This window comes from Curtobacterium sp. PhB191 (genome assembly GCF_004346515.1).
GTDB lineage: Bacteria > Actinomycetota > Actinomycetes > Actinomycetales > Microbacteriaceae > Curtobacterium.
The window spans coordinates 135,004-149,791 of sequence record NZ_SMBV01000006.1 but is presented as its reverse complement, the minus strand read 5'-3'; the positions used below and the strand labels follow the sequence as shown (position 1 = coordinate 149,791).

Sequence of the window (14,788 nt, the reverse complement as noted above, 5' to 3'; positions counted from 1 at the left end):
TCTAGTCCGCTGCCGGCCAGCCCTCGGCGACCAGTCGGCGGGTGTCCCCGAGCATCTGGGACATCGACTTCGTCCGCGCGATGATCGGGAAGAAGTTCGCGTCGGACTGCCACCGCGGCACGATGTGCTGGTGCAGGTGTGCGGCGATGCCGGCTCCCGCAACCTCGCCCTGGTTCATGCCGATGTTGAAGCCGTCGCAGTGCGACACGGCGCGCAGGACCCGCATCGCGGTCTGGGTCAGCTCGCCCATCTCGCGGAGCTCGTCCGGAGTGGCCTCGTCGTACAGCGGCACGTGGCGGTACGGGCAGACCAGCAGGTGTCCGTTGTTGTACGGGAACAGGTTGAGCAGCACGTAGGCGTGCTCGCCCCGGGCGACGATGAGGGCGTCCTCGTCGGACTTCCGCGGTGCCTCGCAGAACGGGCAGTCGTCTGCGTGCCCGCGGCCCGTGCCCTCGCGCCCGGCGTCGATGTACGCCATCCGGTGCGGGTTCCACAGGCGCTGGAAGGCATCCGGGACGGCCGCACCGGTGGCGGCGTCCCGGATGACCAGCGGGTCCTGCTCGTCCGTCATCAGACCTGCGCGCGCTCGCGGATCGCCGTCAGGATGCGGTCGACCGCTTCGTCCACGGGTACGGCGTTGTCCTGGCGACCGTCACGGAAGCGGAACGAGACCGCACCGGCGTCGCGGTCGTCGCCGCCCGCGATGAGCTGGAACGGCACCTTCGCCTTGGTGTGCGTGCGGATCTTCTTCTGCATGCGGTCGTCCGAGTGGTCGACCTCGGCGCGGACGCCGTGCGACCGGAGCTTCGCGATGACCTCGTCGAGGTAGTCGCCGTACTCAGCCGCGACGGGGATGCCGACGACCTGCACCGGCGACAGCCAGGCCGGGAACGCGCCGGCGTAGTGCTCGGTCAGCACGCCGAAGAACCGCTCGATCGAGCCGAACAGCGCGCGGTGGATCATCACCGGGCGCTGGCGGGAGCCGTCGGCCGCGGTGTAGTCGATGCCGAAGCGCTCGGGCAGGTTGAAGTCGAGCTGCACGGTCGACATCTGCCACGTGCGGCCGATGGCGTCGCGGGCCTGCACCGAGATCTTCGGGCCGTAGAAGGCGGCTCCGGCGGGGTCGGGCACGAGCTCGAGACCGGACTCCTCGGCGACCTCGCGCAGGGTGTTCGTCGCGACGTCCCACACCTCGTCGTCACCGACGTACTTCTCCGGGTCCTTCGTCGAGAGCTCGAGGTAGAAGTCGTCGAGGCCGTAGTCGCGCAGCAGCGAGAGCACGAACTCGAGGGTGGTGGTCAGCTCCTCCTTCATCTTCTCCTGCGTGGTGAAGATGTGCGCGTCGTCCTGGGTCATGCCGCGGACCCGGGTGAGGCCGTGGATGACGCCCGACTTCTCGTTGCGGTAGACCGTGCCGAACTCGAACATCCGGAGCGGCAGGTCGCGGTAGGAACGCGGCTGCGAGCGGTACGCCAGGATGTGCATCGGGCAGTTCATCGGCTTGAGGTAGTAGTCGGCACCCTGACGCGTGACGTTGCCGTCCTCGTCCTTCGCCTCGTCCATGTGCATGGCCGGGAACATGCCGTCCTTGTACCAGCCGAGGTGCCCGGAGGTCTCGAACAGGTCGCCCTTGGTGATGTGCGGCGTGTAGACGAACGAGTAACCGTTCTCCTCGTGCCGACGGCGCGAGTAGTCCTCCATCTCGCGGCGGATGATGCCGCCCTTCGGGTGGAAGATCGCCAGGCCGGAACCGATCTCGTCGGGGAACGAGAACAGGTCGAGTTCGGCACCGAGCTTGCGGTGGTCGCGCTTGGCGGCCTCTTCGAGGCGCACCAGGTAGGCCTTGAGCTGGTCCTTGTCGGGCCACGCGGTGCCGTAGATGCGCTGCAGCTGCGGGTTCTTCTCGGAGCCGCGCCAGTAGGCAGCGGCGACGCGCATGAGCTTCGCGGCGTTGCCGATCCAGCGGGTGTGCGGCACGTGCGGGCCCCGGCAGAGGTCCTGCCAGACGACCTCGCCCGACTTCGGGTCGACGTTCTCGTACACGGTGAGCTCGCCGGCGCCGACCTCGACGCTCTCGCCGGAGTCGCCGTCGGTCGCCGCACCCTTGAGCCCGATGAGCTCCTGCTTGTACGGCTCCCCCGCCATCAGCTCGCGCGCCTGCTCGTCGGTGACGACCACGCGGCGGAAACGCTGGGCCTGCTTGACGATGCGGTCCATGCCCTTCTCGATGGCCTTGAGGTCCTCGGGGGTGAAGGGCTCGGCGACGTCGAAGTCGTAGTAGAAGCCGTCGGTGACGGGCGGCCCGATGCCGAGCTTGGCCTCGGGGTTGATCTGCTGGACGGCCTGCGCGAGCACGTGCGCGGCCGAGTGGCGGAGGATGTCGAGCCCGTCCTGCTCCTGCAGGGTGACGGCCTCGGCGGTCTCGCCGGCGGCGACGTCGGCAGCGAGGTCCTTCAGGACACCGTCGACGCGGATCGCGACGACGCCGCGCTCACCGTCGAAGAGCTCGGTGCCCGTCGTGGTCGTCGTCGCGGTGCGGGGCTCGGGTGCCTGGGGCACGGCTGCGGGCTCGGCGCTCTCCGGCGCTGCGGCGACTGACTCGGTCACGATGATGGGACTCCTCGATCGAAATGGTGCGTCAAGACTAGTGCGCGCGTTGGGCTCAGGCGGGCACGGCGCCGAGCGTCGTGACGGGCAGGCGCGGCTCGAGTCGCTCGCGTCCGTTCAGCCCGTCCAGCTCGAGCAGCGCGGCGAACCCGACCGCCTGGTAGCCCGCGCGTTCGAGCAGCGTGATGGTGGCGGCGCCGGTCCCACCGGTGGCGAGGACGTCGTCGACGACGAGGACCCTGGTGCCCGCGGGGAGCTGGCCCGGACGCAGCTCGAGCTCGGCCTCGCCGTACTCGAGTGCGTACTGCTCGCTGAGGACCTCGCCCGGCAGCTTGCCGGCCTTGCGCACGGTGAGCACGCCCACCTGGTGCTGCGCGGCGATCCCGCCGGCGAGGGCGAAGCCCCGCGCCTCGATGCCAGCGACGGCGTCGAACCCGGCACCGACGGCGAACGGCGCGGCGAGTGCCTCGCACACGCGGCCGAACGCGACGGCGTCCGAGAACACCGGCGTCACGTCGCGGAACAGCACCCCCGGCTTCGGGAAGTCCGGGACGACGGCGGTCAGGCGTTCGACGAGTGCAGCTGCGGTTTCGGTCACCCGCCAACGGTACGGGAGGCCCGGGGTGCGTCCGACACATCGGCGCACGGTGCGAGCTCGGTCGCGCCGTGCCCGGTCGTCGGTGCGGCGCACGGTGGGGGTTACGTCGGCCGGTGCGCCGACGGTGGCTCGGTGCGGGGTTGTCCCCTCGCACCGAGCCACCAAGCGGGCACGGGACGGCGACGGTCGCACGGTGCGACGGTGGGGTGTCCGATCCGGCTCAGCGCCAGGCGCGCATGAGTGCGGCCTGCAGGAGCAGGTCGTTCTCGCGCTGCTGCCGCTCGCGGTCGAGCTGCAGCCGTGTTGCGTGGTCGATCACCGGACGGTCCCGGCGGGTCCGGCGGCTCCAGATGATGAGCGACATGCCGATGCGCAGCGCGATGCGGTCGGTGAGGGAGACCCGGTGGCGCGCTGCGCGGGTATCGGGAGGACGGGTGGCGGTCTTCGATGACACGGTGATCCCTTTCAGGGCATGACGGAGCTGCCCGGCACACGGGCAGGACAAAATGAATGCGTGAGAATGCATTCCGCGGTCACCGGAGGAATGTCCGACGACGCGGTACTGAATGACTTCCGGTACCGAGAGCGTCGCACCGACCGCCGACATTCTCCGGCCACGATCGACGCAGTCCGATCGCGTGCACGGAGCACACGGATCGGGACCGATCGGCGATCGACGGAGCCGGTTCGACGCGAGCCAGAACGGCTCAGCGCGAAGTGTCAGGCGACGGACTCGTCACGAGACGAGGATCGAAGGACACAGATGTCGGCAGAAGGCGGAACGCTCCGGGTCAGCGGACGCGGAACGGGGTGCCGACGCGTCCACGGATTCCACGGAACGGAGTGGTTGCGGTGATCATCATGGTCGGCCCCCTTTCGGTCTCGAGCTGTCGGAGTCGTCCCCCGGCTGCACTGCAGCGGTTCGCGACGAGTGAACACTATCGGCCCCGCAATTCGCAGCGCAACCCCTTTCTCCGATTTCTCCGGAATTGCATTCCCGAACACCCCGCAGCGCACCCGGACGCCACGAAGGCCCGGTACCGAATCGGTACCGGGCCTTCGTGGGCGAACGGCTGCTACAGCGTCGCGGGTTCCACCACCGCTGCCGTCAGCACGCCGTCGACGACGTCGATCCGCACGGTGTCCCCGGCGGTCACGCCACCGTCGACCACGAGCGTCGCGATGCGGTCGTCGACCTCGCGCTGGATGAGCCGGCGGAGCGGACGGGCGCCGTACTCGGGCTCGTACCCGTGCTCGGCGAGCCAGTCGACCGCGGCGTCGGACACGGAGAGCACCATGTCCTGCGCGACGAGCCGGAGCGCCGTGTCCTGCAGCAGCAGTGACACGATCGACGTGATCTGCGACCGGTCGAGCTTGCGGAAGAGCACGATCTCGTCGATGCGGTTGATGAACTCCGGCCGCATGGCCTCGCGGAGCTTGCCCATCACCCGGGCGCGGAGGTCGTCCTCGCCGTACCCGTCAGTGGAACCCACGGGCGCGAAGCCGAGGGCGCCCGACCGCGAGGCCAGGAACTCCGAGCCGATGTTCGACGTCATGATCACGACCGTGTTCCGGAAGTCCACCGTGCGCCCCTGGCCGTCGGTCAGTCGACCGTCGTCCAGCACCTGCAGCAGCAGGTTGAACACGTCGGGGTGCGCCTTCTCGACCTCGTCGAGCAGGATCACCGAGTACGGGTTCCGGCGCACGCGTTCGGTGAGCTGCCCGGCCTCGTCGTAGCCGACGTACCCGGGAGGCGCCCCGACCAGCCGCGAGACGGTGTGCCGCTCGCCGAACTCGCTCATGTCGAAGCGGAGCATGGCGGACTCGTCACCGAACAGCGACGACGCCAGGGCCTTCGCCAGTTCGGTCTTGCCGACGCCGCTCGGGCCGAGGAACAGGAAGCTCCCGACGGGTCGACGCTGGTCGCCCATGCCGGTCCGGCTGCGTCGGACGGCCTTCGCGATCGCCGCGACGGCGTCGTCCTGGCCGACGACGCGCTCGTGCAGTTCCTGCTCGAGCACGGCGAGCCGCGAGCGGTCGCCCTGGGTCAGGCGCGTCGCCGGGATGCCGGTGGCACGCGACACCACACCGGCGATGTCGCGTTCCGTGATCGAGGTGCCCGCGGATTCCGGACGGGAGGCGCGGGGAACGTCCGCCGACGTGGCGGCGGCGATCCGGGCCTCCAGTCCGACCGTCTCGTCGCGCAGGCGCGACGCCTCTTCGTACAGTTCCTCGGCGACCGCGCGGTCCTTCTCGGCGAGCAGCTCGGCGACCTGGTCGCGCAGGGCCTCGACGTCGACGGCACCCGAGCGGGCGAGCCGGCGCCGTGCGCCGGCCTGGTCGATGAGGTCGATGGCCTTGTCCGGCAGGTGCCGGTCGGTGACGTACCGGTGCGAGAGCTCGACGGCGGCGCGCAGCGACTCCGGCGTGTAGACGACGCCGTGGTGCTCCTCGTACCGGGGTGCGAGGCCGGTCAGGATCGCGACGGCGTCCTCGACGCTCGGCTCCCCGACCGTGACCGGCTGGAAGCGACGCTCGAGTGCGGCGTCCTTCTCGATCCGGCGGTACTCGTTCAGGGTGGTCGCGCCGACCAGGTGCAGGTCGCCGCGGGCGAGCCGGGGCTTGAGGATGTTGCCGGCGTCCATCGAGCCGCCCTCACCGCCCCCACCGGCGCCGACGACGGTGTGGAGCTCGTCGACGAAGACGATGAGCTCGTCGGCGTGCGCCGCGATCTCGTCCATGGCCTTCGTCAGGCGCTCCTCGAAGTCGCCGCGGTACCGGGTGCCGGCGAGCATGCCGGGCAGGTCGAGGGCGACGACCCGCTTGCCCTGCAGCAGCGACGGGACGTCGCCGTCGACGATGCGCTGGGCGAGTCCCTCGACGATGGCGGTCTTCCCGACGCCGGGCTCGCCGATCAGGACGGGGTTGTTCTTGGTGCGACGGAGCAGGATCTCGACCGCCTGCTCGATCTCGTCGGCACGACCGATGACGGGGTCGATGCGACCGTCACGGGCCCGCGCGGTGAGGTCGGTGCCGAACTGGTCGAGGGTCGGGGTGTCGCTGTCGCCGTCGGTGTCGGCCGTTCCGGTCGCTGCACCGGTTCCTGGCATGGGGCGCCCCTCTCGTGCTGCTGCCGCGGCCTGCTGGGCGTAGTCCTGCATGGCCTGCGGGGTGACACCGGCGCTGGCGAGCAGCTGCCCGGTGACGGTCTCCTGGTCGGTCACGAGCGCGAAGAAGACGTGCTCGGGGTCGGTGTAGGTGCTGCCGAAGCCCCGCGCGGCCTGGGTGGCCTCGACGAGGATGCGCTGCGCCGTGCCGGTCAGGGCAGGACGACCGGTCTGCTCGGGCTGCGGCTCGCGGGCCATCGGCAGGCGCTGCTCGATCTCGGCGGCGAGGCGCTCGGGGTCGACCTCGGCGGAACGGACGACGGCGTCGAACGGCTCGGTGCGGACGAGCAGGTGCAACAGGTGCAGCGCGTCGAGCTCGTGCTGCCCCTGCGACACCGCGTACTCGGCGGTGTGCTGGAGCAGCTCGTGGGTACGGCGGCTGAGGAGCCGCGTGATGTCCACCGGTCGGCCGAACGCACGGGGGCGCTGCGGGTCACCGGTGTTCTGCGCCGCGAGGAGGCGGGCGAGGAACTCGTCGAACGAGTCACTGCCGCCGGTCGGGCCGAACGTCTCTGGCAAAGGGACCTCCTGGGGAACTTGAGTGCCTTCGACTCAATGCAACGCAGGAGTGCCGGGGTCATTCCCGGTCACGGGAGAAACTTGCGGCGACTCGACTCAGGTCCGCGCGATCGCTGCCGAGATCGCCTCGGTGACCCGCGCGAGGTCGGCCGGAGCCACCTCGATGTCGAACCCGCGGCGCCCGCCGGAGACGAAGATGCTGTCGTACGCCAGGGCCGACTCGTCGAGCACGGTCCGGATCCGGGACTTCTGGCCGACCGGGCTGATGCCACCGACGACGTACCCGGTGCGCTTCTCGGCGAGGGCCGGATCGGCCAGTGTCGCCTTCTTACCCCCGACCGCCGCTGCGATGGCCTTGAGGTCGAGCCGGTTCGCCACCGGCACGATCGCCACCGCCAGTGCGCCGTCGACCGAGACGACCAGGGTCTTGAAGACCTGCTCCTCGCGGAGGCCGAGTGCGGCGGCGGCCTCCTCGCCGAAGTTCGTGGCGCTCTCGTGGTGGTCGTACACGTGCGGCGTGTACGACACCCCGGCTCGGTCGAGCGCGACGGTCGCTGGGGTGCTCGGCGAACCTGCGGTCATGCGGCGATCCTCTCCCGCGCTGCCGTCCTGTCCGTGGCGGCACGCGGGCGTTACGCTGAACCGACCATGACCGTCGCCCTGCTGATCCTCCGCGCCGCCGCCGCGCTGGTGCTCGGGGCGCCCGCGGTCGGCGACCCCGCAGCCGGCGCCCTGCCGCTGCTGGCAGTGGCCGCGCTCGGCCTGACGGCCGTCGCCGTGGCGGTCGTCGTTGCACAGGTCCTGGCCACGGTGCTGGCGACGGTGCTCGGGCTGCGGTCGACGGGCGTCGAACCCGCTGCGGTACCGGATCTCGTCACCCGCATCGCGTGGAGCCACCCCGATGCCGACGGGCACGTCCGATCGCGTGCTCCGGGAGTCGTCGCCCCGGCCTGACCACCGACCGGTGGCCGGGCCCCTCGTGACCCCTCCTGCGAACCACCACCGATCGGAACCGTCATGGACCTGTCCACCCTGCCCCTCGTCGGCCCGCTGCTGCAGGGCGGCGCGGACCTCGTCGCCGCCCTGACCGCGGCCCTCTCCCCCGCCACCGGATCGTTCGCCGCGGCGATCGCCGTCGTGCTCCTCACCCTGGCCGTCCGGGCCGTGCTCGTGCCGCTGTCCGTCCTGCAGGTCCGAGCGGAGCGCGACCGACGTCGGCTCGCGCCGCAGCTCGCCGCCCTGCGGAAGCGCCACGGGAAGAACGCCGAGCAGCTGCAGCGCGCCGTCCAGCAGCTCTACACGAACGAGAAGGTCTCACCCCTGGCCGGATGCCTGCCCGTCCTCGCGCAGGCTCCGGTGCTGTCCCTCGTCTACGCCCTGTTCACGCACGCGTCGATCGGCGGAACGGCCAATGCCCTGCTCGAGGCCACCTTGGTCGGGGTCCCGCTCGGGCACTCGCTCGTCGTCACGCTGACGTCGCCGCTCTGGGTGCACGCTTGGGTCGTCATCCTCCTGCTGGCCGTGCTCGCCGTCGTCGTGGAGCTCAGCCGCCGCGCGAACCTGCGCTGGAACCCGCTGCCGACACCCGAGCGGGGCGCCCAGGTGCCCGGTGCGGCAGCGACCACCGCGATCGGACGGTTCGCGCCGTTCATCACGGTCGTGTTCGCCGCGCTCGCGCCACTCGCCGCCGCGCTGTACGTCGTGACGAGCGCCGCGTGGACGGCGGGCGAGCGGGCCGTGCTGCGCCGGGTGATCCGGTAGCGCGGGCGCGTGACGTCGGGCCCGGCGTCAGCCGCCCTGGCCCTCCTGCTGCGGCCCCTGGTCCACCGGGTCGTACTCGGTGCCGCGACCCTGTTCCTCGTCGGCGGTCGGCACGTGGCGCTCCGTGCCGGTCCCGCCGGGGCTCGTGGCCACGTAGTCGGCCTCGCCGGACTGGGTGTCGTGGCTCAGCGGCTCGAGGGTCTCCGGGGCGACGTCGTGTCGCGGTTCGGGTTCGGTGCTCATGCGTCACGCCTACTCCCCTCGTTCTGGGTGCGCGCCGCCGCCCCGGCAGTGCCACGATGAAGGGAGTCCACGCGACCGGCAGATCGGGAGTGCGCATGGCCCACGACGACGTGGCAGCGGAACGGGCACGGCTCGAGGCCGTCGCCTGGGGAGCGGCATCGAGCCCCGCCGACGCGGCGCGCGCCCGGATCGCGCTGCAGGACCTGGCGAGCGGGCGGCGGCCGGGTGGACGGCGAGCGGTCGCGGGAGTCGCCTCCGACACGGGGCCCGACGGGCGGCCGGGAGGCACGGCCCCGGCCAGCGGGCAGGTCGCGTCCCCCGAGCGGTCGGCTCCACTGCCCGGCTCGTCGCCAGAACGGTCGGCTCCACCGTCCGTGCCCTCGCCGGAGCGCCCGGCCCCGCAGCGCGCGACGGTTGCTGCCGAGCCGGATCCATCGCTGCGAACGGACCCGACCCCGCGAACGGATGCCGGACCGTGGGCGGCGACCGAAGCCCGAGAACCCGACCGTCCCGACGACACGGGTGACGACGGCGGGGGTGAGCCGGGCCTCCCGGTCGGACCGACGCGACGGTCCCGGTGGCGCACGCTGCTCTGGACGGAGCGGCCACGCGTCTGGATCGCGCTCGGCGCGGCAGCGGCGGTCGGGGTGGCGTTCGCCGCCGGCACCGTCGTCGGGCCCGTGCGCGGCGACGTCGCAGCGGCACCGAGCGTCACGCCGACGGCGGGCACGGTCACGCTCGAGCAGCTGCTCGACGTGCCGCAGACGTACGCCGACCAGCTGCCGGGGCCGGTGGAGGCACCCGTGAGCCTGCACTCCACGCGGCTCCTGTTCACGAACCGTGCGTTGGACGGCGGCTCGTTCGACACGCCGTGGGCCGTGTGGGCCGGGGTCGGCACGGACCGGTCGACGATCTGCCTGGTGGCGACGGCGAACCGGATCGAGTCGTCGACGGCGTGCTTCCCCCGCGAGGCGGCACTGCACGGCTCGGTGTCGATGTCCGCGCAGTCGATGAGCGGGACGTTGACGATCGCGCTCCGGGGCGGCGGCGTGCAGGGTCGGGTGACGAACGAGAACTGAGGGCGCGGATTGTTGGAGCGCTCCGAGAATCTCCGCTGACCCCTCGCGGGCTGCGGTCCATCGTGCCACACTGGATGAGCGCACTCGCCGTGGAGTCGTACCCACATCACCCACATCACCCACATCCACAGCGAGCGCGCCCCGCAGACCTCCCGGTCATCGTCGTTCCCCCGAACGGCACCGTCGCGCGCTCGCCCGTGCCCCGGAGGAGGTCAGCAGCGTGTCCACCAACACCACCACCTCGGCCGTGTCGACGAACACGCGGCCGATCACCGTCACCACCCAGTCCATCGTCGGCATCGCCGTCCTCGGGTTGGCGACGTTCTTCGCCATCACCACCGAGCTCATGCCCGTCGGGCTGCTCGGCACGATGAGCGCCGACCTCGGTGTGTCCGAGGCCACCATGGGCATCGTCGTCACCGTGTACGCGGGCGCCGTGGCACTCCTGGCGCTCCCGCTCACCGCCTTCACCGCCAAGCTCCCCCGCAAGGCCGTGCTCGTGTCGACGCTCGTCGGCTACACGGTGTCGAACCTCATGATCGCGTTCGCACCGTCGTTCGCCGTCGTCTGCGCCGGCCGGGTCGTCGGCGGCATCGCGCACGCGCTGTTCTTCTCGGTCGCCTCGGCGTACGCCACCCGGATCGTGCCGCCGCGCCTGGCCGGTCGCGCCATCGCGTTCGTGTACTCGGGCAGCTCGCTCGGCTTCGTGCTCGGCGTGCCCGTCGCCACCTGGGTCGCGCAGCACATCGGCTGGCGTCCCGCCGTGTTCTCGATCGGTGTCGCCGCCGCCGTGCTCGCCGCCGTGGCGCTGCTGTTCCTGCCCGCCGTCAGTGGTGCCTCGTCGCCGCACATCGGGTCCCCGAAGGCCTGGGCACGCACCGGGCTGCTGTCCGTCGTGATCGCCGACCTGCTCCTGTTCGCCGGGCACTACGTCGTCTACACCTACGTCGGGCCCTACGCGATCGACGCGGGACTCGACGCCTCGATGGTGAGCGGTGCGCTGCTCGTCCTGGGCGGCACCGGGGTGATCGGCCTCTGGCTCGCGGGCATGTTCGTCGACCGGGCGCCCCGCCAGACCCTCATCGCCGCCGTCGCCGTGATGGCCGTCGCGTTCGCCGCGATGCCGTTCGTGCACGGCTCCCTGGTCGGCACGATGGTCGTCGCCGGCGTGTGGATGGCCGCGAACGGCACGACGGGCACGCTCTTCATGGCTGCCGCGATCCGTTCCGGAGGCGTCTCCCCCGACATCGCCGGCGCGCTCATCAACGGTGCGTCGAACATCGGCATCGCGGGCGGTGCAGCCATCGGTGGGCAGGCGCTCGGGATCGTCGGGTTGCAGTACCTGCCGTTCGCCGGTGGTGCCGTGCTGCTGGGGTCGCTCGGGGTCGTCGTGCTGGCGCGTCGGGGCTTCCCGGTGCACACGGTCGGGCAGGAGCACCTGTCGACGTCGTCGATCGAGGCGATCACGTCCTCGCTCGCGGTGGTCACCACGTCGGTGCCCGTCGTCGGTCGGGCGATCCAGACCCTGACGGGCTCGGTCGCGACGGTCACGGGCTCGCACCGCACGCAGTAGCGCGGCGCGCGGGCGGCGCGGCGTCGGGTGGCGTCGTCGTCGTCGTCCTCGTCGGCCTCGCGCTGCGCCGAGGTTCCGAAATCTCGGCATCTCGGCGGTCCTGGCGGCGATCCGTGGAACCTCGGCGGTGCAGCGGCGGCATGCCGTGGAACCTCGGCGTCGAGGCCCGGGCGTGGCGTCGTCGCGGCGGCGCGTGGCGGCGTGTGGCGAGGGGCCGCGGCGACATGCCATGCGCGCGGCGTCGAGGTTCCACGAACTGCCGTTCGCGTTGCGCTGAGGTTCCACGAACTGCCGTTCGGGACGCCGAGATGGGCAGATTTCGGAACCTCGGGGGTGGGGCGGCGGCGTGTCGCGGGCGACGGCGGGGCCTCGGGTCGTGCACCAACGACGAAGGGCGGGCCGGCATCGCGCCGGGCCCGCCCCTCGTCGTGACCGATCAGTCCTGCAGGTGGCTCCGGCGACGGTTGCGCACCGCGCGGTAGGTCAGCAGCGCCGCACCGAGCAGCACGAGCACCCCGGCCGCGATGAGCCCGGGCTTCAGGTCCGCACCGGTGTAGGCCAGCGGCCCGCCGTCACCGACGTCACCCGAACCAGCGGCCGGCGCGTTGCCCGATCCTCCGGCAGCCGGCACGGTCGGCACCGCGGTCGGCGAGTTGCTCGGCGTCGGTGCACTGGGCGACGGCGACGGAACCGGGGTCACCGCGGCCTCGACCACGAAGGCGAGCGGGGTCGCAGCGCCGTCCTCGGGCGTGACGACGGTCACCGGGGTGGCGCCGTCGACGTCGACCGTGATCGTGTACTCGGTCGTCGGCTGCAGGTCGACCAGGTCGAACGCGCCGTCGGAGTCGGTGGCCACGGTCACCGGCGGGCCGGCTTCCGGGTCGGTCGGCGTCGCGACGACGTCCACGCCGGCGACCGGGTCGCCGTTCGTGTCGACCACGGTGCCGGGCTGGTCGGTCGTGATGACCTCGGGCGCGGCGGCGGACGTGAACGGCAGGTCCGACGTGACGCTGGTGCCCGCGACCGCGGCGATGCCGGTGTTCGCGGTGTCACCGGTGGCACCCGCAGCGGGGACCACCGTGCGGGCCGTGTAGGTACCGGCGGACGTGGCGAACGTGTAGCGGCCGTCGGCGTCGGTGGTGTCCGATCCGACGACGGCGCCGCTCTCGTCGAGGAGCTCGACGACCACGCCGGCGGGCACGGGCGTCCCGTCGAGGGAGACGACGCCGGTGATCGTCGCGATCACGGCGGGCGGGGCGACGATCGGCTCCGGCTCGACCGGTGCTGCATCGGCGTCACCGGTGGTGATCGACACGGGCGGCTCGTCGGCGACGGAGACGTCCAGCTCGGTGCCGGCGGGCAGGTCGGAACCGGTGTAGACGCCGTCGCTGTTCGTCGTGGTGTCGACCAGCGTGTCGCCGGTGTCCGGGTCGGTGATGACGACCGGGACGTTCGAGACCGGGTTGCCGTCGTCGTCGGTCACCGTCCCGATGACGGACGTCGTGTCGTCCGGCGACGTGAACGCGAAGTCGGCGGTCTTGTCGACGCCACCTGGTGTGCCGGCGACGGCGAGCGAGACACCCGTCACCGTGGCGTCACCGTCAGCACCAGCGGGCGGGGTGATCTCGACGCGGTAGTTCGCGATCACCGGCAACTGCGGGAACACGTAGTTGCCGTCGGCGTCGGTGGTCGTCGTGTAGACGGTGCCGCGGGGTGCGGTCACGGTGACGGTGGCTCCCGGGATCGGCGTGCCGTCGAGGGTCGCGGTGCCGCTGATCGCCGCGGTGCGGTTGGCGAACCAGGTCTGGTACACCGGGAACCCGCTGCGCTGCTGGTACGTGATGGTCAGGCTCGTCAGCGACGCGGTCGGCGTGAACCAGGCCGAGGCGCCCGCGGTGTCCGACGCGGCGGCGTTGCCGGTCAGCGTACGCGTGGCGGCGTCCCAGGTCGGCTGGTCCTTGCCGGTGGTGCCGTCGGGGTCGGGGGTGCACGACCAGCCGCCGGCCGTCGGAGCAGCCGAGCACGAGTTGTAGGAGCCCTGGTACCCGAGCTGCTCGGCGGTCGCGGCACCACCGCCGGCCACCGTGGCGGAGATCGTCGCCTGGTCGGCGTCGATGTCCCCGAGGACGAACGACCAGCTCTGCGCGCCGGGCGTCGCGCCGTCGAACGTGTAGGTGGTGGTCGAGGCCGAGTCCCCGTTGGGACGATCAGCCTGGGGCCGCTGGTTCATGTACGTCTGCGCACGACTCGTGCCGTAGACCCCACCGACCGGCGTCCCCGCGGACTGCCACGTCGACGCCCCTGCTGATCACGGTCGACTGCCGCGAGTTCGAGGTGAACGTCGTGGCGGGGAACCCGGGCAACGTCATCGTGCCCGTGTACGCCTTCGACGCCCCGCTCAGGGTGAACGTGCCCCAGTTGCCCGCGGGCTCCGCCGAGGCGCTCGTCGCGCCGCCGATCGCGAGTCCTGCTCCGAGCGCGAGGGCGGTGAACCCTGCTGTGACCGTGCGCCAGCGCCGCATGTGTACTCCCCTGGTGGTCGCGCCGGCCCACCCGACACCCGGTCAGGTTATCCACGCCCCCGTGACCCTGTCCGCACCGTCACCACATCGTGACTCACCCGCAACGGGCGATGCGCTCACCGGGCCGCATCCGGCCCATCGAGCAGTGCATCCACCGCGGCGACCTGGCCCGCGACGAGCAGCTCCCGCGCCTCGGCGACCGGCACCCACCGGGCGTCGTCGACCTCCGGCACGTCGACGAACCGTCCTGAACCGCGTGGCAGCTCGAGCCGGACGGTGTTGCTCCGCACGACGACGACCTCGAACGCCGGGGCCGGGGCGGCGAACACCCGGACGCGCTTGCCCGAGGCCTGCCGGAACTCGCCCAGGTCCGTGACGTCGTCGGCGGCCACGGGTGCGGGGACCCCGATCTCCTCACCGAACTCACGCAGGGCCGTCTCGAGCGGGTCCTCGCCGGGTTCGACGAGTCCCTTCGGGACCGACCAGGCACGTGGCCGGCTCCGCCAGAACGGCCCGCCCATGTGCGCGACGAAGACCTCCGGCCCGGCCGGACCGGTCCGGTGCAGCAACAGTCCGGCGCTCACCACCACGCCTGCGAGACTACGCGGCGTCGGACGGGAGGCCCGGCTCACGTCCGCCGCTCGCGGTCACCACCGCGCACGGCCGGTTCCACCGCTGCGCACGGTCGGTTCCACCGCCCCCGACCGGAGTACCGTGTG

At 71.9% G+C, this 14,788-nt stretch carries 14 protein-coding genes; 4 read left to right on the top strand and 10 right to left on the bottom strand.

Annotated elements, in window-relative coordinates:
• Position 1: 1 nt before the first annotated feature.
• The 6 genes from EDF48_RS11500 to ybaK form a co-directional block, all read right to left on the bottom strand.
• A complete protein-coding gene (locus tag EDF48_RS11500; RefSeq protein ID WP_123671781.1) occupies positions 2-571 on the bottom strand; it encodes an HIT domain-containing protein in 570 nt (189 codons plus the stop codon).
• A complete protein-coding gene (gene thrS / locus EDF48_RS11495; RefSeq protein ID WP_123292876.1) occupies positions 571-2,559 on the bottom strand; it encodes a threonine--tRNA ligase in 1,989 nt (662 codons plus the stop codon). Before thrS ends, EDF48_RS11500 begins: the two co-directional genes overlap by 1 nt.
• A 103-nt stretch (positions 2,560-2,662) precedes the next feature.
• Positions 2,663-3,205: an adenine phosphoribosyltransferase gene (locus tag EDF48_RS11490; RefSeq protein WP_123292807.1), complete on the bottom strand. Its 543-nt coding sequence runs from the start codon at positions 3,203-3,205 to the stop codon at positions 2,663-2,665.
• A 220-nt stretch (positions 3,206-3,425) separates the two neighbouring features.
• Positions 3,426-3,659 carry a hypothetical protein gene (locus EDF48_RS11485; RefSeq protein ID WP_131880088.1) on the bottom strand — a complete coding sequence of 78 codons (234 nt, stop codon included), beginning with the start codon at positions 3,657-3,659 and terminating at the stop codon, positions 3,426-3,428.
• 622 nt (positions 3,660-4,281) lie between these two features.
• Positions 4,282-6,891 (bottom strand): ATP-dependent Clp protease ATP-binding subunit, encoded by a 2,610-nt coding sequence (locus tag EDF48_RS11480; RefSeq protein WP_131880086.1) that lies wholly within the window; start codon positions 6,889-6,891, stop codon positions 4,282-4,284.
• A gap of 96 nt (positions 6,892-6,987) precedes the next feature.
• Positions 6,988-7,473, bottom strand: coding sequence for a Cys-tRNA(Pro) deacylase (ybaK, locus tag EDF48_RS11475; RefSeq protein ID WP_111084051.1), 486 nt, complete (start codon positions 7,471-7,473; stop codon positions 6,988-6,990).
• A gap of 66 nt (positions 7,474-7,539) precedes the next feature.
• Between ybaK and EDF48_RS11470 the strand changes: the two genes are divergently transcribed.
• Together EDF48_RS11470 and yidC are read left to right on the top strand one after the other, a co-directional pair.
• Positions 7,540-7,845 (top strand): DUF6412 domain-containing protein, encoded by a 306-nt coding sequence (locus EDF48_RS11470; RefSeq protein ID WP_131880084.1) that lies wholly within the window; start codon positions 7,540-7,542, stop codon positions 7,843-7,845.
• Positions 7,846-7,908: 63 nt separating this feature from the next.
• Complete coding sequence (yidC, locus tag EDF48_RS11465; protein ID WP_131880082.1) at positions 7,909-8,652, top strand: membrane protein insertase YidC; 744 nt, start codon at positions 7,909-7,911, stop codon at positions 8,650-8,652.
• Between the two features lie 27 nt (positions 8,653-8,679).
• Here yidC and EDF48_RS11460 read toward each other — a convergent pair whose 3' ends face one another.
• Entirely contained in the window at positions 8,680-8,895 is a 216-nt protein-coding gene (locus tag EDF48_RS11460) for a hypothetical protein (protein ID WP_131880080.1), read from the bottom strand.
• A gap of 95 nt (positions 8,896-8,990) precedes the next feature.
• Between EDF48_RS11460 and EDF48_RS11455 the strand changes: the two genes are divergently transcribed.
• Positions 8,991-9,974, top strand: a complete 984-nt coding sequence (locus tag EDF48_RS11455) for a hypothetical protein (protein WP_131880078.1) — start codon at positions 8,991-8,993, stop codon at positions 9,972-9,974.
• A gap of 220 nt (positions 9,975-10,194) precedes the next feature.
• Complete coding sequence (locus tag EDF48_RS11450; RefSeq protein ID WP_131880076.1) at positions 10,195-11,547, top strand: MFS transporter; 1,353 nt, start codon at positions 10,195-10,197, stop codon at positions 11,545-11,547.
• 436 nt (positions 11,548-11,983) lie between these two features.
• Here the strand turns inward: EDF48_RS11450 and EDF48_RS11445 are convergent, their stop codons facing one another.
• The 3 genes from EDF48_RS11445 to EDF48_RS11435 form a co-directional block, all read right to left on the bottom strand.
• The gene (locus tag EDF48_RS11445) at positions 11,984-13,777 is read right to left on the bottom strand and encodes a carboxypeptidase regulatory-like domain-containing protein (RefSeq protein WP_131880074.1); all 1,794 of its coding nucleotides are present in this window, start codon (positions 13,775-13,777) and stop codon (positions 11,984-11,986) included.
• A complete protein-coding gene (locus EDF48_RS11440) occupies positions 13,755-14,069 on the bottom strand; it encodes a hypothetical protein (RefSeq protein ID WP_131880072.1) in 315 nt (104 codons plus the stop codon). Before EDF48_RS11440 ends, EDF48_RS11445 begins: the two co-directional genes overlap by 23 nt.
• Before the next feature lie 116 nt (positions 14,070-14,185).
• Positions 14,186-14,659 (bottom strand): NUDIX domain-containing protein, encoded by a 474-nt coding sequence (locus EDF48_RS11435; RefSeq protein ID WP_243648778.1) that lies wholly within the window; start codon positions 14,657-14,659, stop codon positions 14,186-14,188.
• Positions 14,660-14,788 lie beyond the last annotated feature (129 nt).

What these genes read in the sequence shown, in the direction of transcription:
- EDF48_RS11455 (WP_131880078.1), top strand. Translation starts at nt 8,991, where the DNA reads ATGGCCCACGACGACGTGGCAGCGGAACGGGCACGGCTCGAGGCCGTC.
- yidC (WP_131880082.1), top strand. Translation starts at nt 7,909, where the DNA reads ATGGACCTGTCCACCCTGCCCCTCGTCGGCCCGCTGCTGCAGGGCGGC.
- ybaK (WP_111084051.1), bottom strand. Translation starts at nt 7,473, where the DNA reads ATGACCGCAGGTTCGCCGAGCACCCCAGCGACCGTCGCGCTCGACCGA.
- EDF48_RS11440 (WP_131880072.1), bottom strand. Translation starts at nt 14,069, where the DNA reads ATGCGGCGCTGGCGCACGGTCACAGCAGGGTTCACCGCCCTCGCGCTC.
- EDF48_RS11500 (WP_123671781.1), bottom strand. Translation starts at nt 571, where the DNA reads ATGACGGACGAGCAGGACCCGCTGGTCATCCGGGACGCCGCCACCGGT.
- EDF48_RS11470 (WP_131880084.1), top strand. Translation starts at nt 7,540, where the DNA reads ATGACCGTCGCCCTGCTGATCCTCCGCGCCGCCGCCGCGCTGGTGCTC.
- EDF48_RS11460 (WP_131880080.1), bottom strand. Translation starts at nt 8,895, where the DNA reads ATGAGCACCGAACCCGAACCGCGACACGACGTCGCCCCGGAGACCCTC.
- EDF48_RS11445 (WP_131880074.1), bottom strand. Translation starts at nt 13,777, where the DNA reads ATGAACCAGCGGCCCCAGGCTGATCGTCCCAACGGGGACTCGGCCTCG.